At 70.6% G+C, this 23,004-nt stretch carries 19 protein-coding genes; 7 read left to right on the top strand and 12 right to left on the bottom strand.

What is annotated here, in order from left to right:
- The first annotated feature begins 7 nt into the window (after positions 1–7).
- Both O9255_RS10805 and O9255_RS10800 read left to right on the top strand, forming a co-directional pair.
- On the top strand, positions 8–250 hold the full coding sequence (locus O9255_RS10805) for an exodeoxyribonuclease VII small subunit (RefSeq protein WP_297866865.1): 243 nt from the start codon (positions 8–10) through the stop codon (positions 248–250).
- Complete coding sequence (locus tag O9255_RS10800) at positions 240–1,145, top strand: polyprenyl synthetase family protein (RefSeq protein ID WP_297866864.1); 906 nt, start codon at positions 240–242, stop codon at positions 1,143–1,145. The genes O9255_RS10805 and O9255_RS10800 overlap by 11 nt, the downstream gene beginning before the upstream one ends.
- Here the strand turns inward: O9255_RS10800 and O9255_RS10795 are convergent, their stop codons facing one another.
- Positions 1,146–1,526, bottom strand: coding sequence for a DUF4870 domain-containing protein (locus tag O9255_RS10795; protein WP_297866863.1), 381 nt, complete (start codon positions 1,524–1,526; stop codon positions 1,146–1,148). It abuts the gene before it with no gap.
- Positions 1,527–1,630: 104 nt separating this feature from the next.
- On the bottom strand, positions 1,631–2,971 hold the full coding sequence (gene pmbA, locus O9255_RS10790; protein ID WP_297866862.1) for a metalloprotease PmbA: 1,341 nt from the start codon (positions 2,969–2,971) through the stop codon (positions 1,631–1,633).
- 41 nt (positions 2,972–3,012) lie between these two features.
- On the opposite strand from pmbA, the gene yjgA reads away from it, so the two are divergent.
- Positions 3,013–3,690 (top strand): ribosome biogenesis factor YjgA, encoded by a 678-nt coding sequence (yjgA, locus tag O9255_RS10785; protein ID WP_297866861.1) that lies wholly within the window; start codon positions 3,013–3,015, stop codon positions 3,688–3,690.
- Between the two features lie 2 nt (positions 3,691–3,692).
- Here the strand turns inward: yjgA and tldD are convergent, their stop codons facing one another.
- Genes tldD through O9255_RS10765 form a run of 4 tightly spaced genes read right to left on the bottom strand, consistent with a single transcriptional unit; the run spans position 3,693 to position 11,008 of the window.
- Positions 3,693–5,132 (bottom strand): metalloprotease TldD, encoded by a 1,440-nt coding sequence (gene tldD / locus O9255_RS10780; RefSeq protein ID WP_297866860.1) that lies wholly within the window; start codon positions 5,130–5,132, stop codon positions 3,693–3,695.
- Positions 5,119–8,946, bottom strand: a complete 3,828-nt coding sequence (locus tag O9255_RS10775; RefSeq protein WP_297866859.1) for a YhdP family protein — start codon at positions 8,944–8,946, stop codon at positions 5,119–5,121. Before O9255_RS10775 ends, tldD begins: the two co-directional genes overlap by 14 nt.
- Positions 8,947–8,960: 14 nt before the next feature.
- A complete protein-coding gene (gene rng / locus O9255_RS10770) occupies positions 8,961–10,442 on the bottom strand; it encodes a ribonuclease G (RefSeq protein ID WP_297866858.1) in 1,482 nt (493 codons plus the stop codon).
- The gene (locus O9255_RS10765; RefSeq protein WP_297866857.1) at positions 10,439–11,008 is read right to left on the bottom strand and encodes a Maf family protein; all 570 of its coding nucleotides are present in this window, start codon (positions 11,006–11,008) and stop codon (positions 10,439–10,441) included. The genes rng and O9255_RS10765 overlap by 4 nt, the downstream gene beginning before the upstream one ends.
- Positions 11,009–11,058: 50 nt before the next feature.
- On the opposite strand from O9255_RS10765, the gene O9255_RS10760 reads away from it, so the two are divergent.
- Positions 11,059–14,133 carry a ligand-binding sensor domain-containing diguanylate cyclase gene (locus tag O9255_RS10760; RefSeq protein ID WP_297866856.1) on the top strand — a complete coding sequence of 1,025 codons (3,075 nt, stop codon included), beginning with the start codon at positions 11,059–11,061 and terminating at the stop codon, positions 14,131–14,133.
- On the opposite strand, the gene rlmH is transcribed toward O9255_RS10760, so the two are convergent.
- The 6 genes from rlmH to leuS all read right to left on the bottom strand — a co-directional run bounded on the left by rlmH (position 14,130) and on the right by leuS (position 19,916).
- Positions 14,130–14,600: a 23S rRNA (pseudouridine(1915)-N(3))-methyltransferase RlmH gene (gene rlmH, locus O9255_RS10755; RefSeq protein ID WP_297866969.1), complete on the bottom strand. Its 471-nt coding sequence runs from the start codon at positions 14,598–14,600 to the stop codon at positions 14,130–14,132. The genes O9255_RS10760 and rlmH overlap by 4 nt on opposite strands.
- A 4-nt stretch (positions 14,601–14,604) precedes the next feature.
- Positions 14,605–14,949 (bottom strand): ribosome silencing factor, encoded by a 345-nt coding sequence (gene rsfS / locus O9255_RS10750; RefSeq protein WP_297866968.1) that lies wholly within the window; start codon positions 14,947–14,949, stop codon positions 14,605–14,607.
- Between the two features lie 96 nt (positions 14,950–15,045).
- A complete protein-coding gene (nadD, locus tag O9255_RS10745) occupies positions 15,046–15,729 on the bottom strand; it encodes a nicotinate-nucleotide adenylyltransferase (RefSeq protein ID WP_297866855.1) in 684 nt (227 codons plus the stop codon).
- 19 nt (positions 15,730–15,748) lie between these two features.
- Complete coding sequence (gene holA, locus O9255_RS10740; protein ID WP_297866854.1) at positions 15,749–16,789, bottom strand: DNA polymerase III subunit delta; 1,041 nt, start codon at positions 16,787–16,789, stop codon at positions 15,749–15,751.
- A complete protein-coding gene (gene lptE, locus O9255_RS10735; RefSeq protein WP_297866853.1) occupies positions 16,789–17,283 on the bottom strand; it encodes an LPS assembly lipoprotein LptE in 495 nt (164 codons plus the stop codon). The genes holA and lptE overlap by 1 nt, the downstream gene beginning before the upstream one ends.
- A 5-nt stretch (positions 17,284–17,288) precedes the next feature.
- On the bottom strand, positions 17,289–19,916 hold the full coding sequence (gene leuS / locus O9255_RS10730) for a leucine--tRNA ligase (protein ID WP_297866852.1): 2,628 nt from the start codon (positions 19,914–19,916) through the stop codon (positions 17,289–17,291).
- 156 nt (positions 19,917–20,072) lie between these two features.
- On the opposite strand from leuS, the gene O9255_RS10725 reads away from it, so the two are divergent.
- From O9255_RS10725 to O9255_RS10715, 3 genes are all read left to right on the top strand, one after another.
- Positions 20,073–21,362: an amidohydrolase family protein gene (locus O9255_RS10725; protein ID WP_297866851.1), complete on the top strand. Its 1,290-nt coding sequence runs from the start codon at positions 20,073–20,075 to the stop codon at positions 21,360–21,362.
- A gap of 76 nt (positions 21,363–21,438) precedes the next feature.
- Positions 21,439–22,350 (top strand): thioredoxin, encoded by a 912-nt coding sequence (gene trxA / locus O9255_RS10720; RefSeq protein ID WP_297866850.1) that lies wholly within the window; start codon positions 21,439–21,441, stop codon positions 22,348–22,350.
- A gap of 59 nt (positions 22,351–22,409) precedes the next feature.
- Positions 22,410–22,925, top strand: a complete 516-nt coding sequence (locus tag O9255_RS10715; RefSeq protein ID WP_297866849.1) for a DUF4442 domain-containing protein — start codon at positions 22,410–22,412, stop codon at positions 22,923–22,925.
- Positions 22,926–23,004: the final 79 nt, after the last annotated feature.

Genomic DNA, 23,004 nt, shown 5'->3' with positions numbered 1-23,004 from the left:
TGCAGTCATGAGCCCGACCCCGACGCCGCCGCAGGATTTCGAGCGCGCCCTCGATGAACTCGAGGCGCTGGTGCAACGATTGGAAGGCGGCGACCTGAGCCTCGAGGAATCGCTCGGCGCCTACGAGCGCGGCGTCGCCCTCTACCGGCAATGCCAGGGCGCTTTGGAGCAGGCCGAACTGCGTATCCGCCTGCTGGCCGATCCGGCCGACCCGGGCAGCGCGCGCGAGTTCCGCGCCGATGCGGAGTAAGGCCACGCTCGACGCGTGGCGCGAACGCGTCGACGCCGCGCTGGCGCGGCACCTTCCCGACGACACGCGCGAACCCCGCACCCTCCACGCCGCGATGCGCTACGCCGTGCTCGGCGACGGCAAGCGCCTGCGTCCGCTGCTGGTCTACGCCGCCGGCGCCGCGCTCGGCAGCCCGCCCGAGGATGCACACGACGACGCGCTGGACCACGCTGCGGTCGCCATCGAACTCGTCCACGCGTATTCGCTGGTGCACGACGATCTGCCCGCGATGGACGACGACGCACTGCGCCGCGGTCGGCCCACGGTGCACATCGCGTTCGACGAGGCGACGGCGATCCTCGTCGGCGACGCGCTGCAATCGGAAGCCTTCCTCGTTCTCTCGGCCGCGCCGGCGCCGGCCGACGCGGTGCGCGCCGCGCTGCGCGAACTCGCCCACGCCGCCGGCTCGCGCGGCATGTGCGGCGGCCAGGCCATCGACATGGCGATGACTGGCCAGTCGCAGGCGCTGGAGGCCCTCGCGACGATGCACCGGATGAAGACCGGCGCACTGATCGAAGCGGCCGTGGTGATGGGCGGCCTGCTGCGCGGTGCGGACGCCGCGACGATCGACGCCCTGCGCCGTGTTGGTGCCCTGCTCGGCCTCGGCTTCCAGATCAAGGACGACCTGCTCGACGCCGAGGCGGATTCCGCCACGCTGGGCAAGACCGCCGGCAAGGACCAAGCGCAGGGCAAGAGCACCTACATGACCCTGCTCGGCCTCGACGGCGCCCGCGCGCGGCTCGACGCCGTGGCGCGCGATCTCGACGCGGCGCTGGCGTCGCTCACCGGCAGAGGAAACGACAACGGCCAGGCCCTCGCGGACCTGGCCGTCATGGCCGTGCAGCGCTCGCGCTGATTACTTGACCAGGCGGAGCGCGAAGGGGTAGCGGTAGGCTTCACCGCCGTTCGCCTTGATGGCCGCGAGGATCGTCAGCACGATCCAGGCGATGCCGATCAGCGGGAGCAGCAGGAAGCCGATCAGCACGAAGACCAGCAGCCACGCCACGATGCCGGCGATGGCCATGGTGATGTTGAAGTTCAGCGCTTCCTTGGCCTGGTCGGCGGCGAAGGGCATCTCGTCCTTCTTGACCTGCCAGATGATCAGCGGGCCGAGGATGTTGCCCAGCGGAATGATCAATCCGACCAGCGACGACAAGTGGGCGAACAGGCCCCACTGGCGCTGTTCGGCGGAGACTTCACCCCCGGGGGAGGGCGGCGGCGAAAAGGCGTCGGACATCGGGATTTCCTTGGTGGTGAAAACGCCCGGTCACTGTCGAGAAAAGGTGAATGGCTGTCAAGGAATCCGGCCGTGCCTGAGCCCTCGGAACCGCGGGGGCGACTTCAGCCCCCGTCACCGCCCGCCACGGTCATTTTCCCGACCAGCAGGCTGCCGATGGCCGTCGCTGAACGCCGGTCGATGTCCGCGCCGACCGCCTCGATGCCGAGGAACATGTCGCGGAGATTGGAGGCGATGGTGAGCTCGTCCACCGGGTAGGCGATGGCCCCGTCCTCGACCCAGAAACCGGCCGCACCGCGCGAGTAGTCGCCAGTGACGGTGTTGACGCCCTGCCCCATCAGCTCGGTCACGACGAGTCCGCGGCGCATTCCTTTCAGCATCGCGTCGAAGCCCTCGGCATTGGCCGCGACCTCGAGGTTGTGCACGCCGCCGGCATTGCCGGTGCTTTCCAAGCCGAGCCGCCGCGCGGAATAGGTGCCAAGTACGTAGCGCTGCAGCACGCCTCCATCGACCAGCGGCGATTCGCACGTGGCCACGCCGTCGGCGTCGAAATCACCGCTGCGCCACCCGCCGACGAGATGCGGGCGCTCGACGATGCGGAACCATTCGGGGAACAGCCGCTGCCCCTGTGCCCCGACGAGGAAACTGGCCTTGCGGTAAAGCGCGCCGCCCGACACCGCACCGACGAGGTGCGCGATCAGCGAACGCGCCACCTCAGGCACGAACAGCACCGGGAACTCGCCGGTCGGCGCGCTGCGCGGATCGAGCCGCGCCAGCGTGCGCTCGGCCGCCTTGCGCCCCACTTCGGCGGCGCTCTCGAGAGCGTCGGCGCGAAGGGCCGCGGTGTACCAGTACTGGCCCTGCATGGCCTCGCCGGCCCCGGCGATCAGCGAAGCGCTGATCGAATGGCTGGTGCTCTTCTCGCGGCCGACGAAACCGTGCGAGTTGGCGTAGACCGACAACCCCTCGTTGGTCGAAACGGAGGCCCCCTCGGAATTGCTGATGCGCGGGTCGAAGCTGCGCCCCGCGGCTTCGGCCTCCAGCGCCAGCGCCACCGCGGCATCGGCCTCGATGGCCCACGGGTGCCACTGGTCGAAATCCCGCGATTCGCGCGCCATGCGAGCTTCGTCGGCCAGCCCGTTCGCCGTGTCCGGCTCGGTGTGCTTCGCGATGGCGCAGGCCATCTCAACCGTCCGCTTCAAGCTCTCGGGCTTGAGGTCGGCCGTGCTGGCGTTGGCTTTCCTCTGGCCGAAGTAAACGGTGACGGCGATGCCGCGGTCGCGCGTGCGCTCGACGGACTCGACCTCGCCCATGCGCACGTTCACGTTCAGGCCGCGCTCGTCGTTGGCGCTGGCTTCGGCTTGGGAGGCGCCGAGGCGTCGGGCTTCGGCCACGGCAAGGGCCGAGAGCTCGGCGAGGCGGTCGAGGGTGGCGTCGGTGGTCACTGCGTTATCCTGTGCATCGTTCAACTGTACGGCCCCGGCGCATGCGCGGACGCGACCCCGAAACCGGCGAATTCCTCGACGAGAGCCGCAGCGCGAAGCGGCGCGAGGCCCTTGATGTTCTGGCCATGGCCGGCAAACTGATGGACACCGGCCACGCCGCACTGGCGCTGCTGCCGATGCCCGACGAGCTGCGCGCGCTGGTGGTCGACTCGCAGCGAATCCGCTCGAACATCGCCCGCAAGCGCCAGACCCAATGGCTGGCGAAGCAGATGCGGCGCGAGGACGACGCCGTGCTGGACACGCTGCGCGCGGCGCTCGAGCACACCAAGGAAGACGCCCGCCGCGAAGCCGCGGCCCTGCATCGCGTGGAACACTGGCGACTGAAGATCGTCGATGGCGGCGATGCCGGCCTCGCGGAGTTCATCGCGCTGTACCCGATGGCCGACCGCCAGCAGCTGCGCACGCTGGCGCGCAATGCCAAGGCCGAGCGCCTGGCGAACAAGCCGCCGCACAGCTTCCGCGAGATCTTCCGCGTGCTGCGCGAGCTGATGGCCGAGGCCGACGAGGGCCGTGGCGACGACGCCGATGCGATCGACGAGGCGCTGGAAGCCGAGGCGAACAGCGTCGACCACGGTCTCGAGGACATCGACGAGATCGGCGGCCTCGAAGGGCTGGACGAATACCGCCACGACGACTTCGGCGGGCGCCGCGACGACTGAGGTCACGCCTTCGTCCCGCCCACCGTCATCTGGGCGATCTTCAGCGAGGGTTGGCCCACGCCCACGGGAACGCTCTGGCCGTTCTTGCCGCACACGCCGACGCCGGCATCGAGCTGCAGGTCGTTGCCGATCATGACCACGCGGTTCATCACTTCCGGGCCGTTGCCGATCAGCGTGGCGCCCTTCACCGGCGCGGTGATCTTCCCGTTCTCGATCAGGTAGGCCTCGCTGGCCGAGAACACGAACTTGCCGGTGGTGATGTCCACCTGGCCGCCGCCGAAGTTCGGCGCGAACAGGCCGCGTTCGACCGAGGCGATCATCTCCTCCAGTGTGTGCGAGCCCGCCGCCATCGTGGTGTTGGTCATGCGCGGCATCGGCAAGTGCGCGAAGCTCTCGCGACGGCCGTTGCCGGTGCGGGCCACGCCCATCAGGCGGGCGTTGAGGCTGTCCTGCATGTAGCCCTTGAGGATGCCGTCCTCGATCAGCACGGTGCGCTGGGTCGGCGCGCCCTCGTCGTCGATGTTCAGCGAGCCGCGGCGGGCATCGAGCGTGCCGTCGTCGATGACGGTGACGCCCGGCGCCGCCACGCGTTCGCCAACGCGGCCCGAATAGATCGACGTGCCCTTGCGGTTGAAGTCGCCTTCCAGCCCGTGGCCGACGGCCTCGTGCAGCAGCACGCCGGGCCAGCCGGGGCCCAGCACCACCGGCATCGCGCCAGCCGGGGCGTCGATGGCCTCGAGGTTCACCAGCGCCTGCCGCAGCGCTTCTTTCGCGAGGCCTTCCGCGCGGCCGTTCGCGAACAGTTCGACGTAGTCGAAGCGCCCGCCACCGCCGGCGTAGCCGGATTCGCGGCGCCCGCCCTGCTCGACGATGACCTGCACGTTGAAGCGCACCAGCGGCCGCACGTCGGCGGCCAGCGTGCCGTCGGCGCGAGCCACGAGGACCGTGTCGACCGCGGCCGACAGCGAAGCACTGACCTGCACCACGCGCGGATCGGCCGCGCGCACCCAGGCCTCGATCTCGCGCAGCTTCGACAGCTTGCCTTCCGGCGCGAAGCGGTCGATGGGGTCGATGGCCGGGTACAGCGAGTGGCCGGCCACCTGGACGCGCTGGCCGCGGGCGGTCTTCAGGCCCTCGCGGCTGATCGCGCGGGCGGCGCGGGCCGATTCCAGCAGGGCCAGCAGGTCGATTTCATCCGTGTAGGCGAAGCCGGTCTTCTCGCCGCTGATGGCGCGCACGCCCACGCCCTGCTCGATGCTGTGGGCGCCGTCCTTGACGATGCCGTCCTCCACCGTCCAGCTCTCGCGGCGGCTGTGCTCGAAATAGAGGTCGCCGTCGTCGACGCCGGGGCCGAGCAGTTCGGCCAGCGCGCGGTCGACATCGTCGAGGCCGAGGCCGGTCGGCGTGAGCAGCGTGCGTTCGGCCAGTTCAAGCGGCGTCATTGCGGATTCCTTCGGGGGTTTCACGATTGGGGCTGGTGCGGCGCGGGCCGCGTTCGACGACATCGACATCAGGTTCGGCCCAGGGGCCCTGCACGCTGTAGACCGTGCGCGTCGCCTGCTTCAACGGCACCTGCAGGACGGCCTGCGCCACGGCGCCCAGCGCTGCACCCGCCGGCCCGCCAGTCACGGCCCCGATCGCCGGGAGCACGCCGCCGGCCTTGGGCAACACTTCGACGCGCTGGTCGTACTCGCGCGCGGCGAGCGCCGTGGTGCCGCTCACGTTGATTTCCGCGGAGGGCCCATCGATGCGCAGGTTGGCGGTGCGCGCATCGCCGCCCTTGAACTCGAAGTCGCCGCTCATGCCGTTGAAGGCGAAACCCTTCTCGAAGAAATCGCTGAAATCAAAGGTCAGGCGGCGCGGGATCTCGGCGATGGAGACGAGGCCGATGAACCGGCCGGTGCCGGGCTCGACATCGAGCAGTCGGCCGGCGCCAACGTCCACGCGCAAATTGCCGTCGAAGCGGTCGAGCCGGAAGCTGCCCGGCGAGCCCGGCCAGTCGCCGACCATGCGCGACTTCACCGGCCCCTCCTCGACCATGCCCGTGAAGCCGAGCGCATCGAGCATGCCGCCGAGGCTGTCGGCGTCGAAATCCACCGCGAAACGCGAGCGGGTCTGCCCGCCGATCCGCGTCCAGTCACCGCTGGCCATCACCGTCAGCGCCTCGGACGTGGTGCTGAAGCGGTCCACATGCATGCCTTCCGGCGTCGGGAAGGTCTGCAGCTCGGTGCGGCCGAGGCGCGCTTCGCCGAGGCGGAAATCCTCGATCCGGAACTGCAGCGGCGGCAGCCCCGAGGGGTCGGTCTGGTCGACCGCTGGGGTGGACTCGGCGCGGCTGCCGGTCATCGCTTTGGTATCCATCGGCGGCCAGTGCAGGCGCGCGAAGCGGCCGTCCACCGCGGCGCCTTCGGCCGAGGGCACGCGGATCTCGCCAGCGATGGCGGCGCCGTCGAAGCCGACCCACAGCCCCTGGGCCTCGCGTCGCAGGCGCACCCGGCCCTCGCCGAAGCTCCGGTCGAGCACATCGATGGCACCAACCTGGACGTCGACGGACTGCAGGCCACCCTGCCCAGTGCCTCCGCCAGACGCCGCCGCCACCCAACCGCCGATGTCGAGGCTGGGCACCTGGCCGCGCACGGCGATGCCGGCCTCGGGAATCGGCAGCGGGTCGCCGATGTTGCCGAACTCGGCGACGGCGGCGAACGGGCGCTCGCCGTCGGCCATCCGCCCGCGCAGTTGCATCAGACGGCCCAGTCGCAACTGGAGCGCCCCGGCACTGGCCGGCAGCGGAAGGTCGAGACGCAGCGGCAGCGGCGTGGCCGCACTCTTGCGCAGCGGCGCCGGCAACCCGAGGCGTGTGCCAACGAGGTCGGAACGAAGGCTGAGGCGCGCCGGCGGCGGTGGCGCATCGGCGCGCGCCCGCGGCACGTCGACGCGCACGTCCCACAGGCTGCGGCCCTCGAGCCAGGGCTTCAGCCATGCGAGCTCCGGGCTGCGTTCGAGCAACTGCGACGGCGCCAGCGCGGCATCGAGCTGCAGTTCGGCCACGTTCTCGGCGTCACGCACCGTATCGCCGACGCGCAAGGACAGCGCGCCGTCGCTGTCGCCGTAGCGCACCGGCAGCGCGTCGGCGAGGAAGCCCTTGTCGGTGAAGGGAATCGCGCCGCTCAGTCCTTCGAAACCGATCTTCCAGCGCGCATCGGCGACGCTGGCGTTGTCGAGCGAGAGCGTGCCTTCGACTTCGCGCTCCCCGAACTCCTTCTTCAACGGCAGCCGCAGCCGCAGGTCGACCGCGGCAGGGCCAGTGATCGACAGGGCATCGATGTTCGCGCGCTGCGGCGCGTAGAGCGGGCTCTGCATCACCAGCGTGCGCAGGCCACCGGCATCGCCGCCGCCGCGCACCTGCAGGTCGAGCCATGCCGACTTGAAGTCGTCGATGCCGCCGCTGGCCTCGCTCACCACGGCGTCGAGCAGGTTCGCGCGCATGCTGTTCAGGGCCATGCCCGGGCCATTGAACAGCGCCTCGCCATGGAATGCGGTCGCCGCTGGCCACGCGTTGTTGAACTTCAGCGTGACGTCCTCCAGCGAGACGCGCGCATCGAAGCGTCCGCCGCCGTCGCGGAACGGCCAGTGGTCGAGATCACCGCCCATCGCGACCCGTCCACCGCGCGCCTGCCCGGCCACCAGTGCGGTGTCGAGCCACTGACGCACCGGCGGCTTCATCGTGGTCTGCAGCCAGAAGCGCTTCGCGTCCACCACACTGAAATCATCGAGGTCGGCGGCGAGGTCCAGCGTCGGCCGCGTGCCGTCGCCTTGGAAGCCGAGGGCGAAGCGTGTGGCGATCCGAAGACCTGGCGCCTCGATGCCGAGCGCGTCGCTGCCGAGGCTCCAGCCCTCGCCGTCGCGCCAAAGCGCCAGTTCCCCGCGCAGGCCGAGCGGCAGCACTGGCCCGAATTCCGCCGGCCAGTCGAGGCCGATCGGCGCCCCATCGAGGGCCAGCACGCCCCCGTCGGCGTCGAACGCCACCTCACCCGCCAGGCTGCGCAGGCCGGGACGCGAGCCGACAGGCGCGAAACCGACGTCTTCGAGCGTCGCCCGACCGGCGAAGGCTCCCGGGAGCGACGCGGGCATCGACAAGGCGCGCACCGTGCCGGACGGACGCGCTTCGGCCACCCACGCGGATACACCGCCCGGCAGGCGGTTGCTGAGGGCACCTAGGGCCAGCAGCGGCCCCATGTCGATGCGCTCGGCCTCGATGGCAACCCGCTCGCCACCCGCCATCCAGAATCCGTCGATGCGCTGCTCGCTCGAGCCATTGGCGAACGTGCCGGCCGGCACGGAGACCTGCCAGCCCCGCGCCTCCAGACGCCATTGCGCATCGAAACCGGCGCGCTCGAAACGCACGGGCGGCAAGGCCGTCCCCACGCGCCGCAGGCTCACCCCTTCCAGCGCCGCGCGCACCTGCACGCGGGCGATGCGGCGATCATCCAACTCCACCCACGCGCCCAATTCGCCTCGACCGGCGAGCGGCTCGACGCCCAGCGCCGCGAGCAGAGGGCCCCATGCCGGCAGATCGACCTGTTCGGCGCCCACCCAGAGGCGTCCGAGGCGGCCGTCGCGGGCCACATCGGCACTGACATCCAGCGGTGCGCGGCCGTCCGCCGACCACAAGCGGACACCGCCACGCACCTGCGAATCGCTGACGCGCAGGCGGCCATCGATGCGCGGCAGCGTGTGGTCGATGTCCCAGCGCTCGGCGAGGATGCGCAACCTCGCGTCCTGCACGCGCAATTCCCCGAAGCCGGCGAGCACGTCGAAGGGATCGATGCCCGGCCGTGCCGGCTCGGGCAGGCCGCTCATCCGCCAACGACCTTCGAGATCCTGGTGCAACGTGAGCGACAGCCCATCGACACTCAGCTCGGTCAGCGGCATGCCCGGGAAGAGGCCGGAATACACCGACACCTGCAGGTCGGCACGCCCGATGGCGAGCTGCCGATCGCCCTCGCCGACCACCAGGCCGTCCAGCGCAAAACGCGGGCCCTGCCGGGTCCAGCGCGCATCGAGGCCGCTGAAACGCACCGACTGTCCGACGCGCTCCGACAGCCAGCGCGCGACCTCGTCAGGATGCTTCTCGACGGCCGGCAGGAACTGGTTCGCCACCGCGACGAGCAGGGCCACGACGATCAGTACGACCAATACCCCGTAGCCGCCGATGCGGCGGCAGCGACGCCACCAGCGGCGCGCGACGGAGGCCATGGCTCAGGCGCAGCTCACAGCAGGACGACGTCGTACTGTTCCTGCCCGTATTGCTCGTCGGGCTGGAAGCGGATGGTCTTGCCGAGGAATTCCTCGAGTTCGGCGACGGCGACCGACTCCTCGTCGGTGATGCGCGCGACGACATTCGGCGCGGCGATCACCAGCAGGCGCTCGGCCTCGAACTGACGCACGGCGCGCGTGACCTCGCGGAAGATTTCGTAGCTCAACGTCTCCGGCGACTTCAGCATGCCGCGCCCGCTGCAGGTCGGGCAGGTCTCGCAAAGCTGGTGCTCGAGACTCTCGGTCGTGCGCTTGCGCGTCATCTCCACGAGGCCGAGCGGCGAGAAGTCGTACACCGTCGTCTTCGCATGGTCGCGCGCCAAGGCCTTCTCCAGCGTGCGAAGCACCTGGCGGCGATGGTCGGCGTCGTGCATGTCGATGAAGTCGATGATGATGATTCCGCCGAGGTTGCGCAGCCGGAGCTGCCTCGCCACCGCCTGCGCGGCTTCGAGGTTGGTGCGGAAGGCGGTTTCCTCGAGGTTGCGCTGGCCGAGGAAGGACCCGGTGTTGACGTCCACCGTGGTCATCGCCTCGGTCTGGTCGACCACGAGGTAACCGCCCGATTTCAGCGGCACTTCCTTCTGCAGCGCGCGGGAGATCTCGTCCTCCACGCCGTTCAGGTCGAACAGCGGCCTCTCGCCAGCGTAATGCTCGATCCGCCCGGCCAAATCGGGCATGAACTGCCCGGCGAAGCGCAGCAGCCGTTCATGCGTCTCGCGGGAATCCACCAGCACCCGGTCGATCTGCGTACTCATCATGTCGCGCAGGGCGCGCATGGGCAGCGACAGGTCCTCGTAGATGCGGGCGCCCACCGGTGTGCTGGCGCTGGCCTCGCGAATGAGTTGCCAGGCCAGCCGCAGGTAGGCCACGTCGGCCTCCAGCGCATCGCGATCCAGCCCCTCGGCATTGGTGCGGACGATGAAGCCCATGCCGCTGCCTTCGGCCAGTTCGGTTACCAGCCCCTTCAGCCGCGCGCGCTCGGTGTCGTCCTCGATGCGCGCGGAGACGCCAATCACCTTCGAATAGGGCAGCAGCACGAGGTAACGCGACGGGATGCTGACCTGGGTGGTGAGGCGGGCGCCCTTGCTGCCGATCGGGTCCTTCACCACCTGCACGACGATCTCCTGGCCCTCGTGCACCAGCGAGGTGATCGACGGCGGCGGCGCCGGCGGCCCCAGCTCCTCGCTCTCGGAGGGCTGCACCTGCGGGACGCGGACGATGTCGGAGGCGTGCAGGAAGGCGGCGCGCTCGAGGCCGAGCTCCACGAAGGCGGCCTGCATGCCCGGCATCACCCGCTGCACGCGGCCCTTGTAGAGGTTGCCGACCACGCCCCGGCGCAAACTGCGCTCGATGTGCAGCTCCTGCAGCATGCCCTGCTCGGCGAGCGCCACGCGCGTCTCGCGCGGCGTGACGTTGATCAGGATCTCGGCGCTCAAATCGTCACTCCGTGGCGGCGCAACAGCGCGGCCGTCTCGAACAGGGGCAGGCCCATCACGCCGGTGTAGCTGCCGGAAAGATGGGCGATGAAGGCGGCCGCACGGCCCTGGATGGCGTAGGCCCCGGCCTTTCCCTGCCATTCGCCGCTGGCGAGGTAGGCCTCGAGGGTCGGCTCGTCCAGCGCGGCAAAGGTCACGTCCGACAACGACGTGGCCGAGGCCTCGCCGCCGGCATGGAGCAGCCAGACCACCGTGGCCACGGCATGGGTCCGCCCCGAGAGCCTGCGGAGCATGCGCGCCGCGTCCGCGGCATCAGCGGGCTTGCCGAAGACCTCGTCGTCGAGGATCACCTCGGTGTCGGCGGCCAGAACCCGCGCCCCGGGAACCGCGGCCACGGCGAGCAGGCCGGCACCCGCCTTCTCGCGGGCGACGCGGTTGACGTAGTCGAGGGCCGGCTCGCCGGGCTGGCGGACCTCCGGCACATCGACATCGAGGAGGCCGGGCTCGACGCCGAGCTGCTGCAACAGCGCACGACGACGCGGCGATTGGGACGCGAGATAAAGCATGCCCCAAGCATAGCCGCCCGTTCAGGCCGCAGGCACGCTAGCCTTACTCCATGGAACGGCAGCCCCCCCAACGCCGACGCACCCGCTTCGCCCTCTGGATGGGCGCAGCGCTGCTGTGCGTCAGCAGCGCCGCGCTGGCCCTGAGCGAGGATCGTCGCTTCAGCGACTTCGCCATCGACAACTGGACCGTCGCCGACGGCCTGCCCCAGGTGGCCGTGCAGAGCCTCGCGCAGGACGGCGATGGCTACGTGTGGGTCGGCACGCAGTCGTCGATCGCGCGCTTCGACGGCGTGCGCTTCGAACCCTTCGATCGCCGCCGCACGGGCGGCATCGACACGTCGATGGCGGAATCCAGCTACCGCTCGCGCGACGGCGATGTCTGGTTCGCCAACCGCGCGGGGGCCCTGCGCCTGCGCCGCGACCGCGTGACGCGCGTTGCCGCCGCGGGCACCGGCGTGGCGGTTCAGGCCATCACCGAATGGCCGGTGGGGCGGATGCTCTTCGGCACGGCGCGCGGCCTCTACGAGCAGGAGGACGGGACGCTCGTGCCCGCCGGCCTCGAAGGTCTGGACATCGGAGCGCTGGTGTCCGACGGCCCGGTGCTCTGGATCGGCGCGCGCGGCCGCCTGTTGCGCCGCGAGGGTGAACAGACCCGCAGCATCACCCTGCCCGGCGGCGAGGACCTGCGCATCACCCACCTCCTAGCTGACGGCCCCAGGCTGTGGATCGCGACGCCGCGCGGGCTCTGGCTGCAGGACGGCGACCGACCGCCGGCGCCGTTCGCGCCGCTTCCGGAGCTCGCCCGCCAGCCGATCGAGACGCTGTGCACCGACAGCGGCGGCAGCCTCTGGATCAGCACGGCGCCGCGCCTCTACCGGCTCCGCTCGAACGGTGAGCTCGACGCCATCGAGGACGCGCAGTTCGTCCGCAATCCCTGGGTGAACACCTGCTTCGAAGACCGCGAGGGGAACCTGTGGCTGGGCAGCCAGACGGAAAGCCTGTTCCGCGCCTGGGACGGCCTCGTCACACGCCTGACCGAAGCCGACGGCCTCGTCGACCCCTTCGTCTGGGCCTTGGAGGACGACGGACGGGGCGGCGTCCTGGTTGGCACGAATTCGGGGCTGTCCCACTGGCGCGACGGGCGCATCGAGACGCTGGTCGCCGGCAGCGCGCTGCCGGAACCCGCGGTCTACGAGCTCGCGCGACTCGACGCGGAGCGGCTGTGGATCGGCACCCGCGGCGGCCTGCGCGAGCGCTCGAACGGCCAGCTGAGCGTCCCGCGCGGCGCCGAGGCCCTGGAAGGCACGCAGGTCAACGTGATCGCCCCGACGGCGGAGGCCGTCTGGGTGGGCACGTCCAACGGCCTGTACCGCTCGACGCCGGACGACGGCCTGCGCCCCGTCGGCGAGGGCGCCTTCGAGGGGTCGGCGCTGCGCATCCGCTCGCTGCTGCCGATCGACGGCCAGCGCGTGCTGGTCGGCACCGAGGACGGCCTGCGCTACGTCGATGGCGCCCAGGTGAGCGTTCCGGACTGGGCACGCACGCTGCGCGGCCGGATGGTGAGCAGCCTGCTGCGGCTGCCGAACGGCCTGCTGGTGGCGGGAACGCTCGATTCCGGCTTGACCCTCGTGGCCGGCGAGCGGGCGATCACCCTCGATGAAGGCCTGCCCACGATGAATGCGTGGACGCTTCGGACCCACGACGACCATCTGTACGTGAGTTCGATCGAAGGCCTGTACCGCGTGCCGCTGTCCCGCCTGCCTGACCCGACGACGACCAATGCCGATGCCGCGCATGGCGCCGACGTGGGGGCCTCGTGGGTGCTGTCGATGGCCGGGCGCAACCAGAGCGGCCAGCGGGCCCGCTGCTGCAACGGCGGCGCCCGCTCGCGCGCCCTGCTCGTCGGCGGCCAGCTCTGGCTGCCCTCGATCTCCGGCGTGCTTCGTGTCGACCTCGACGCCATTGGCAGCGGCAGTACCGAGCCGCTGGTGCACGTCGAAGCCGCCACCGTCGGCGACCGCCGCCACCCCGCGGATGCCGGCCCGCTGGTGCTCGACGGCGAGCTGCGCGACCTGCGCTTCGACTTCACCGCGCTGAACTTCCGCAGCCCGCGCGCCATGCGTTTCGACTACCGCCTCGACGGCTATGACCGTGACTGGGTCGATGCCGGCGACCGGCGCAGCGCGTTCTACACCAACCTGCCCCCGGGCGACTTCCGGTTCCAGGTGCGCGCGCGCGACGAATTCGGCAAATCCGTGCAGGCCGGCAACCCGCTCGACCTGCGCGTCGAGCCACGCTGGTCGGAGCGGCCGGAGCTGCGCGTGCTCGCCGTCGTGGCCGGCCTTTTGCTGCTGGTGGGCGGCGTGATGCTGGGCCAGCGCCGGCAGCGTTCCCGGATGGCGCACCTGCAGACCCTCGTCGATGAGCGCACGGCGCAATGGCAGCGCGCGAACGAACGCCTCGAGCAGGCGAACGCCGTGCTGGCCGTCGAAAGCCAGACCGACGCGCTCACCGGCCTGCCGAACCGGCGCGCGGTGTTCCAGCAGATGCCGGCGATGCTTGCGCGATACCCGGAAGGCGTGGTTCTGGCGCTGGTGGACATCGACCACTTCAAGCACGTCAACGACGACTACGGGCACGCCGCCGGCGACACGGTGCTGCGTGATTTCGCCGGCTTCCTTCGCCGGGCGACGCGCGAAGGCGACCTGCTCGCGCGCTGGGGCGGCGAGGAATTCATCATCGTTTTCGGCGGCCTGCGCGAGGACGCGGTCGCCGCACGCATGACCCGGCTGCTCAACGACGGTCACAGCCTCAACTTCGACCTCGGCACCGAGCGCCCGCTGACACTGACCTTCTCCGTCGGCTGGACCCGGCATCCGCTCGGCGCCACCGCACAGTCCGACTGGGCGCACGCGCTGGAGCTCGCCGACGCCGCGCTGTACCAGGCCAAAGCCAGTGGAAGGAACACCTGGGTGGGCCTCACCGCGGGCCCGCACATGGGCGACGCCGCGCTCGGCGGCCATCCGGGCAAGCGCATCGCGGAACTCGTCGGCGAAGGCCGCCTTCAGTGGCAGAACCTCCGCCCCCGCCTCACGCCCGTGCCCCGCGAGGAGCGCTCGGCCTAGGCGCGGTGGTAGGGGTGGTTGCCGAGGATCGAGCAGGCCCGGTAGAGCTGCTCGGCCACCAGCAGGCGCACCAGCATGTGCGGCAGCGTCATCGGGCCAAAGGCCCAACGTTCGTCGGCGCGCGCCCAGACGTCGGGCGCATGGCCTTCCGGCCCACCGATCAGGAAGGCGAGATCGCGGCCCTGCTGGCGCCACGCCGCGAGGCGTTCGGCGAGCTGCTCGGAGGTGTAGGGCTTGCCGCGGCCATCGAGGGCGACGACCCAGGCGTTCTTCGGCAGCGCAGCGAGCACACGCTCGCCTTCGTCATGCATCGCACGGGCGGCGTCGCGGCCTTTGCCGCGCATTCCGGGTGCCACCTCGACGAGCTCCAGCGGGAGCTCGCGAGAGAGCCGCTTGGTGTAGTCGGCGTAGCCCTCGGCCACCCAGCAGGGCGGCCGTTCACCGACGGCGATCAGCTTCGCTTTCAGGCGATCAGGCTTCCGGCGGCTGGTCGCCGACCGTCCACAGGCGCTCCAGCGCGTAGAACTCGCGCACGCGCGGCAGCATCACGTGGACCACGACATCACCGAGGTCGACCAGCACCCACTCGGCTTCGCGCTCGCCTTCGACGCCCAGCGGCTGGTAGCCGGCGTGCTTCGAGGCCTTCACCACTTCGTCGGCCAGCGACTTCACGTGGCGGGTCGAGGTGCCCGAGGCGATCAGCATGTAGTCGCAGACCGAAGTCTTGCCGCGCACGTCGATCTCGACGAGGTCCTTGGCCTTGATCTCCTCGAGCGCCGCGGTGGCGAGCTTCAGGAGGTCGGCGGGGGCCGGCAGGGGGTTCGGCGGCTGCGGCTTGATGACGTGCTGCGGATGCGACAACGGGGCGGTCCTGTGTGGGATGGCACGGAGTATACCCCCGACCCTCCCGCCTCAACCCGGCGCTGGATCGCGGTACAGGCCCCGGGCGGCGATCACCGCCGCCACGCCCGCAGGCAGGCCGAAGGGCGGCCGTCGGCCGGCCACGGCCTCGCGCACGGCGGTGGCGCTTTCCGGCTGAAGGGGCAGGTCGAGCACCGCGACGCGCCCGGCCGGTGCCGTGTGGAAATCGGCCGGTTCGGTGGCCCAGCGGCCGTCCAGCGCCTCGCGCAGCGCTGGCGGGAGGCCTTCGAGGGCGCAGCCGGGGCGGCGCGCCACCAGCAGGTGGGCCAAGCCGAACAGCGACCGCCACTCGTGCCAGCTGGTCAGGCCGAGGAAGGCATCGGCGCCGAGGACGAAGCCCAGCGGGCGGGCCTCGCCCTGCTCCTGCCGCCACTCCCGCAAGGTGTGGACGGTGTAGCTGGGGCCTTGGCGCGCCCCCTCGCGGGGATCGATGGCCCAGGTGCCGACGGTCGGCGGCGGCTCGCCGGCCAGCGCGGCGCGAAGGAGGTCGAGCCGATCGGCGAACGCAGCGCCCGGTGGGCCGCGGTGCGGCGGGTCCGCGGCCGGCAGGAAATCGAGGTGCGCCGCCCCGGTGGTGGCCAGTGCGGCGCGCGCCACCGCCAAGTGGCCGAGATGGATCGGGTCGAAGGTGCCGCCGTACAGCAGATGCAGGGGAACAGCGGTGGCAGGCCTCATCCGGCGCGCTCCCGGCCGCTCACTTCGCCAGCAGGGTCATCGCCGCGCGCGGCCGCGCGACCGCCAGCAGCAGGCGCTCCAGAGCGCGCCACGCATCGCCGCTGGCCCGACCCTTGGCCATGCGTTCGACCTCGCCGACGGCGATCGCGAAACGCTCCCAGGACGAGGGCGGATGCCGCTCCAGCGCACGGGTGTACTGCGCCATCTTCGATTCCCAGAGCTTCGCCGCGCGCATCTCGGCCATGACGTTGCCGCCACGGGCCTTCACCGCCGCGAAACCGGCGATCTTGGTGATCTCGCCGAGCGTCCAGCCCAGCAGGCCGGCCACCTGTTCGCCCTCGCCGCGCAGCGCGGCGAGGATGCGCGGCACGCGGGCGGCTTCGCCGGCCAGCGCGGCGTCGACCAGCTTGAAGACGTCGTAACGCGAGGCTTCGGCGACGAGGCGCTCGAGCGTCTCGACGTCGATCGGGCCGGCGCCCTTGTCGAGCAGCAGGGCGAGCTTGTCGATCTCCTGCGCGGCGGCCAGCAAGTTGCCTTCGACGCGTTCGACGAGGCGCGCCAGCGCTTCGGGCGTGGCGGCGAGGCCCTTGCGACGCAGGCGCGTGGCCAGCCATTCGGGCAGCTCGTGCGCCTTCAGTGGCCACACCGGCACCATGTGGCCCGTCGCGGTGATCGCTTCGCTCCACTTGCCCGCGTGCTGCCGGCTCCAGTCCTGCGCGGTGATCAGCAGCACGGTGTCGGGCGGCGGGTTCGCGCAGTAATCGCGGATCGCCTCGCTGCCGTCCTTGCCGGGCTTGCCGCTGGGCAGGCGCAGGTCGAAGAGGCGGCGCTGCGCGAACAGGCTGAGCGAGGCGAGGCCCTGCGTGAGCCGGTTCCAGTCGAAGTTGCCCTCGGCATCCAGCACCTCGCGCTCGCCGTAGCCTTCGGCCTTGGCCTTCTCGCGCACGGCGTCGGCGCATTCCTGCACCACCAGCGGCTCGTCCCCGGCGATCAGGATCACGGACGGCAGCGCCTCCGCCGCCACCCGCTTCATGAAGGCGTCGGGGCGGATCTCCGCCATCAGTCGGCGCGCAGGGCGAGGTCGACACGACGGAGGATCGCCGCCTGCATGTCGCGGCGGAGCTCCTGCTGCACGATCTCCTGCTCGCCCGGGTTGCCGAAGGCCTCGGCGGCTTCGTAGACGTAGTCGCGCGTCAGCTCGACCGTCTGCTGGTCGAGACGCTTGCCGCCGGCGGCGTCGACGAGGTCGAAGGTGACGCGGTAGCGGGTCTCGACCTCGCGCACGGCGACGAAGGCGTCGACCGAGATCGGGCGCGTCTCCCAGCTCTCGCTGGTGATCGCGAGGCGCGCCGCGCCCTCGGCCGAGGCCGTGGTGTTCGCGCCCGCGCGCTGCAGCGAGCGGCGCAGTTCGTCGGCCAGCGGGCTGTAGGGATCGGCCGCGGTCACCGCGATGGCGCCGAAGCCCTCGGGCACCTTCAGCGCGCCGCGCGGGGCGAAGCCGCAACCCAATGCGAGCGCGGCGACGAGGGCGGGAACGAGGAAGCGAGCGCGCATGGGGGTCATCCGACGACGATGTTGACGATCTTGCCCGGGACGATGATCACCTTCTTCACCGCCTGGCCTTCGATGAACTTCACCACGTTCGGCTCGGCCAGCGCCATCGCCTCGATGGCGGCCTTGTCGGCGGCGGCCGGCACCTCGATGGTGCCGCGCAGCTTGCCGTTGACCTGCACCGCCAGCGTCAGCGAGTCGCGCACCAGCGCCGCCGGGTCGACGGCCGGGAACGGCAGCGTCTCCAGCACCGTTTCCGGGTGGCCCAGCACCTGCCACAGCGCGTGGCTGGTGTGCGGGGTGATCGGGTTGAGCAGCAGGGTGACGGCCTCGAAGGCCTCCTGCCGCAGCGCGCGGGAGGCGTCGCCGGCCTCATCAAACTTCGACAGCGCGTTCAGCAGCTCCATCACCGCGGCGATGGCGGTGTTGAAGCTGTAGCGGCGGGCGTAGTCGTCCGTCACCTTCTGGATCGTTTCGTGCAGCTGGCGGCGGATCGCCTTGCCCGCGGGCGACAGCGCAGCGGCATCGAGCTTCGGTGCCACACCCGCGTCAACGTGCTTCTGCACCTGGTTCCACAGGCGGCGCAGGAAGCGCGCCATGCCCTCCACGCCCGACTCGTTCCAGTCCAGCGACTGCTCCGGCGGCGCGGCGAACATCGAGAACAGGCGCACGGTATCGGCGCCGTAGCGGTCGACCATCACCTGCGGGTCGACGCCGTTGTTCTTCGACTTCGACATTTTCTCGGTGCCGCCGATGATCACCGGCTGGCCGTCGGCGCGCAGCTTGGCGGCCACCACGCGACCGCGCTCGTCGCGCTCGACGTCGACATCGGCAGGGTTGTGCCAATCCTTCGAACCGTCGGCGTTCTCGCGATAGAAGGTCTCGGCGATCACCATGCCTTGGCAAAGGAGATTCGTCGCCGGCTCGTCGCTGTCCACGTAGCCCGCATCGCGCAGCAGCTTGTGGAAGAAGCGGAAGTACATCAGGTGCATCACGGCGTGCTCGATGCCGCCGATGTACTGGTCGACCGGCAGCCAGTACTTGGCGCGGTCGTCCAACATGTCGGTGGCACCCGGGCAGCAGTAGCGCGCGTAGTACCAACTCGACTCCATGAAGGTGTCGAAAGTGTCGGTCTCGCGCTCGAAGCGCTGGCCGTTCGCATCGGTGTGCTGGCGCCACGCCGGGTTCGACTTGATCGGCGAGGCGACGCCCTCGAAGCGCACGTCTTCCGGCAGCACGACCGGCAGCTGCTCTTCCGGCACCGCGTGGGCGTTGCCCTCGGCGTCGTAGAGCATCGGGATCGGGCAACCCCAGTAGCGCTGGCGGGAAACGCCCCAGTCGCGCAGGCGGTAGTTCACGCGGCGGGTGGCCTTGTCGCCCAGCAGCGCGGCGGCCTTGTCGAAGGCGGCCTTGTAGCCCAGGCCGTCCATCGCGCCGGAGTTCACCGTGCGCAGGCTCGGCGCCGTCTTGTCGCCGTACCAGTCCTGCCAGCGGGTGGCGTCGTAGCTTTCGCCGTCCACCGCGATGACCTGCGTGATCGGCAGGCCGTACTTGGTGGCGAATTCGAAGTCGCGCTCGTCGTGGCCGGGCACGGCCATGACGGCACCGGTGCCGTAACCCATCAGCACGAAGTTGGCGATCCACACCGGCACTTTCGCGCCGCTGATCGGGTGGATGGCGAACAGGCCGGTGGCGATGCCGCGCTTCTCCTGCGTCTCCAGCTCGGCCTCGGACACGCCGCCCTGCTTGCAACCGGCCACGAAGGCCGCGACCTCGGGGTTCATCGCCGCCGCTTTCGCCGCCAGCGCATGCTCGGCGGCGACGGCCACGTAGGTCACGCCCATCAGCGTGTCTGGGCGGGTGGTGAACACCACCATCGGATCACGCTCGCCTTCAACCGCGAAGCTGATCTCCAAGCCTTCCGAGCGACCGATCCAGTTGCGCTGCATGGTCTTGACCGATTCCGGCCAGCCCGGCAGCGCGTCAAGGCCGTCCAGCAGCTCCTGCGCGTAATCGGTGATCTTCAGGAACCACTGCGGGATCTCGCGCTTTTCCACCAGCGCGCCGGAGCGCCAGCCGCGGCCGTCGACCACCTGCTCGTTGGCGAGCACCGTCTGGTCGATCGGGTCCCAGTTCACCACGCTGTTCTTGCGGTAGACGAGGCCCTTGGCATACAGGCGGGTGAAGAACTGCTGCTCCCAACGGTAGTACTCCGGCGTGCAGGTGGTGACCTCACGCGACCAGTCGTAGGCGTAGCCCAGCGACTTCAGCTGGTTGCGCATCTTCCCGATGTTCTCGTAGGTCCACTTCGCCGGCGCGGTGTTGTTCTTGATCGCGGCGTTCTCGGCCGGCAGGCCGAAGGCGTCCCAACCCATCGGCTGCAGCACGTTGAAGCCCTGCATGCGCTTGAAGCGGCTGATCACGTCGCCGATCGTGTAGTTGCGCACGTGGCCCATGTGCAGCGCGCCCGAGGGGTACGGCAGCATGCACAGCGCGTAGTACTTGGGCTTGGACGGGTCTTCGACGACCTCGAAGGCTTTGGCGGCGTCCCAGCACTGCTGGGCGGCAGCCTCGAGGGCCTTGGGCTGGAAACCGGTCTCGGCGGTGTCGTTCGGGGCGGTGGATTCGGCGTGCATGGGCTCTCGGCGGGGGCGCCCGCGACGGGCTGCCCGGAATTCGGCAAGCCGCCAAGAGTACCGCAGCGGCTGCGCAGGCCGTAGAGTCGGGCGTCGCGCCATGGGCTGTGCCGGGGCCCGCGGTGAACGTCCCACCGGCGTCCAAGGAGAGTGCCGATGTCGCTTCGCCCCGGCCTGCTGGCCACCGCCATGCTGTTCGCCCTGCCCCTGCAGGCCGCGCCCACCGCTCTGCAGTGCGGCGACGTCTTCGACGCCAAGGCCGGCCGCCTGATCGGCGCCCAGACCATCGTGGTCGATGCCGGCCGCATCACGGCACTCCAGCCGGGCAAGGTGGCGGTGGAAGGCGCCACGACCATCGACCTCGGCGGCCACACCTGCTCACCGGGCTGGATCGACCTGCACGTGCACGTCGGCCAGGAATCCAATCCGAACAGCTATTCGGAAGGCTTCCGCCTCGATGACGTCGACTTCGCCCTGCGCGCCACGCTCTATACGCGCCGCACGGTCGAAGCCGGCTTCACCAGCGTCCGCGACCTGGGCGGCGAGATCGCCCCGCACCTGCGTGATGCCATCAATGCCGGCACGATCCCGGGCCCGCGCATCTATGCCGCGGGCAAGTCGATCGCGACCACTGGCGGCCACGCCGACCCGACGAACGGCCTGAACAACACCCTGTCCACGCTGATGGGCCCGCCCGGCCCGACCGATGGCGTGATCAACGGCGTCGACGCGGCCCGCCAGGCCGTGCGCCAGCGCTACAAGGAAGGCAGCGACACCATCAAGATCACCGCGACCGGCGGCGTGCTGAGCTACGCCCGCAGCGCCGACGCCCCGCAGTTCACGGTGGAAGAGATCCGCGCCATCGTCGACACGGCGAAGGACTACGGCTACACGGTGGCGGCCCACGCGCACGGCGATGTCGGCATGCGCCGTGCCATCGAGGGCGGCGTCACCAGCATCGAACACGGCACCTTCATGAGCGACGCCACCATGCGGCTGATGAAGGAGAAGGGCACGTGGTGGGTGCCGACGCTCTCCGCCGGCCGCTTCGTCGGCGAGAAGGCCGAGATCGACGGCTTCTACCCGGAGATCATCCGTCCGAAGGCGCGCGCCGTCGGCACGCAGATCATGGCGACGTTCCGCCGCGCGTATGCCGCGGGCGTGCCCATCGCCTTCGGCACCGACGCCGGCGTCAGCCCGCACGGCGACAACGCCCGCGAGTTCGAGTTCATGGTGGAGGGCGGCATGCCGGCCAACGTGGCCCTGCAGGCCGCGACCGTGAACGCCGCCACCGTGCTCGGTGCCACCGACCTCGGCCAGATCGCGCCGGGCTTCCACGCCGACATCGTCGCCGTCCCGGGGAATCCGCTGGCCGACATCAGCCTGACCCGCAAGGTCGACTTCGTGATGAAGGGCGGCCAGGTCGTGAAGCCGCTCGCCAACTGACCGCCTTGCAAGCCGGTGCTCCCGCCCCCATCCGTGGGGGCATCGGCGCCTTGCGCCTTCCACTCGTGAGACTTGGATGATCCGCCTCGACGCCTTCGGCACGCCGCCCGCCTCCACCCCCACCGCCGACGCCGCGTCGCCGCACGTGTTCGACGTGACGCTGGAGCGCTTCGAGGCCGAGGTGCTGCTGAAGTCGAAGGAGGTGCCGGTCCTCGTCGACTTCTGGGCCACGTGGTGCGGCCCCTGCAAGACGCTCGGCCCCATCCTCGAGAAGCTGGCCGCCGAGTACCACGGCGCCTTCCTGCTGGCGAAGGTCGATGTGGACAAGGAGCAGCAGCTCGCCGGCTATTTCCAGATCCGCTCCGTGCCGACGGTGATGCTCCTGAAGGGCGGCCAGATCGTCGACGGCTTCCCGGGGGCGCTGCCGGAAGGGCAACTCAAGCAGTTCCTCGCCCAGCACGGCATCACGCCGGCCGAACCCGTGGCCGAGGCGGCCGCGGCCGAGGCCCCGCCGGTCGACCCGGAAGCCGAGGTGATCCGCCTGCGCCACGCCGTGGCCGAAGCCCCCGACGACGGTGCGCTGAAGCTCGACCTCGTGCTGGCCCTGCTGAAAGTCGGCGCCGCCGCCGAGGCGGAAACCCTGCTCGACGCCCTGCCCGCGAACCTCGCCACCGACGACCGGGCCGTGAAGGCCCGCGCGCGGCTGGGTTTCGCTGCCCTGCTGAAGGACGCACCGCCGGCCGTGGTGCTGGAGCAGGCCATCGCCGCGAACCCCGACGACCTGCGCGCCCGCCATCTGCTTGGCGCGCGCTGCATCGTCGAGGGTGATTCGGAAGCCGGCCTCGTGCAGTTCCTCGAGATGCTCAAGCGCAACCGGGCCCACGAAGACGGCCTGCCGAAGAAGGCGCTGATCGATGCGTTCCGCGTGGTGGACGACGAGGACCTGGTCGGCACCTACCGGCGGAAGATGGCCACCGTGCTGTTCTGAGCCCCACCGTACGCCTGCGTATGGCATGATCCGGCACCCGTTGCCGGTGTCCTGCCGCCATGTCACCCCGCCTGCTCCGTCACTTCTTCAACGTCTGGCCGCCGTTCCTGCTGTCGGGCATCCACGTCACCCACCTCGGTGCCGACTGGCGCAGCGCCGAAGTTGAGCTGCGGATGCGGCCCTGGAACCGCAACTACGTCGGCACCCACTTCGGTGGCTCGCTGTTCGCGATGACCGACCCGTTCTGGATGATCCTCACCCTGCGCGCGCTGGGCGAGGACTACGTCGTCTGGGACAAGGCCGGCGAAATCGAGTTCGTGAAGCCCGGCCGCGGCACCGTGCGCTGCCGCTTCGACCTCACGGACGCCGTGCTCGACGAACTGCGTGCCGAGGCGGCCGGCGGCGGCAAGGTGCTGCGCTGGATGGACTGCCCGGTGGTCGATGCCCAAGGCGACGTGGTCGCGCGGGTGCGCAAGCAGGTCTACGTGCGCCTGAAGCCGCGGGTGCGCCGCGAGGCCGCCGCGGAACGTGACGGGGTTCACAGCCAGCACGGCACCACCGCCCCAAGGCCCTGATCGACGCGGATCAGGGCGGTTTCTTTGCTGGACAGGCCCTGGACGACACGCGAAGCTGGCGGCCCATACCCCCCCGCCC

It is taken from the genome of Silanimonas sp. (assembly GCF_027530345.1).
In the GTDB taxonomy this organism is placed as follows: Bacteria; Pseudomonadota; Gammaproteobacteria; order Xanthomonadales; family Xanthomonadaceae; genus Silanimonas.
Note: the sequence above shows the minus strand (reverse complement) of the source record. Positions and strands in the feature narration are given on the sequence as shown.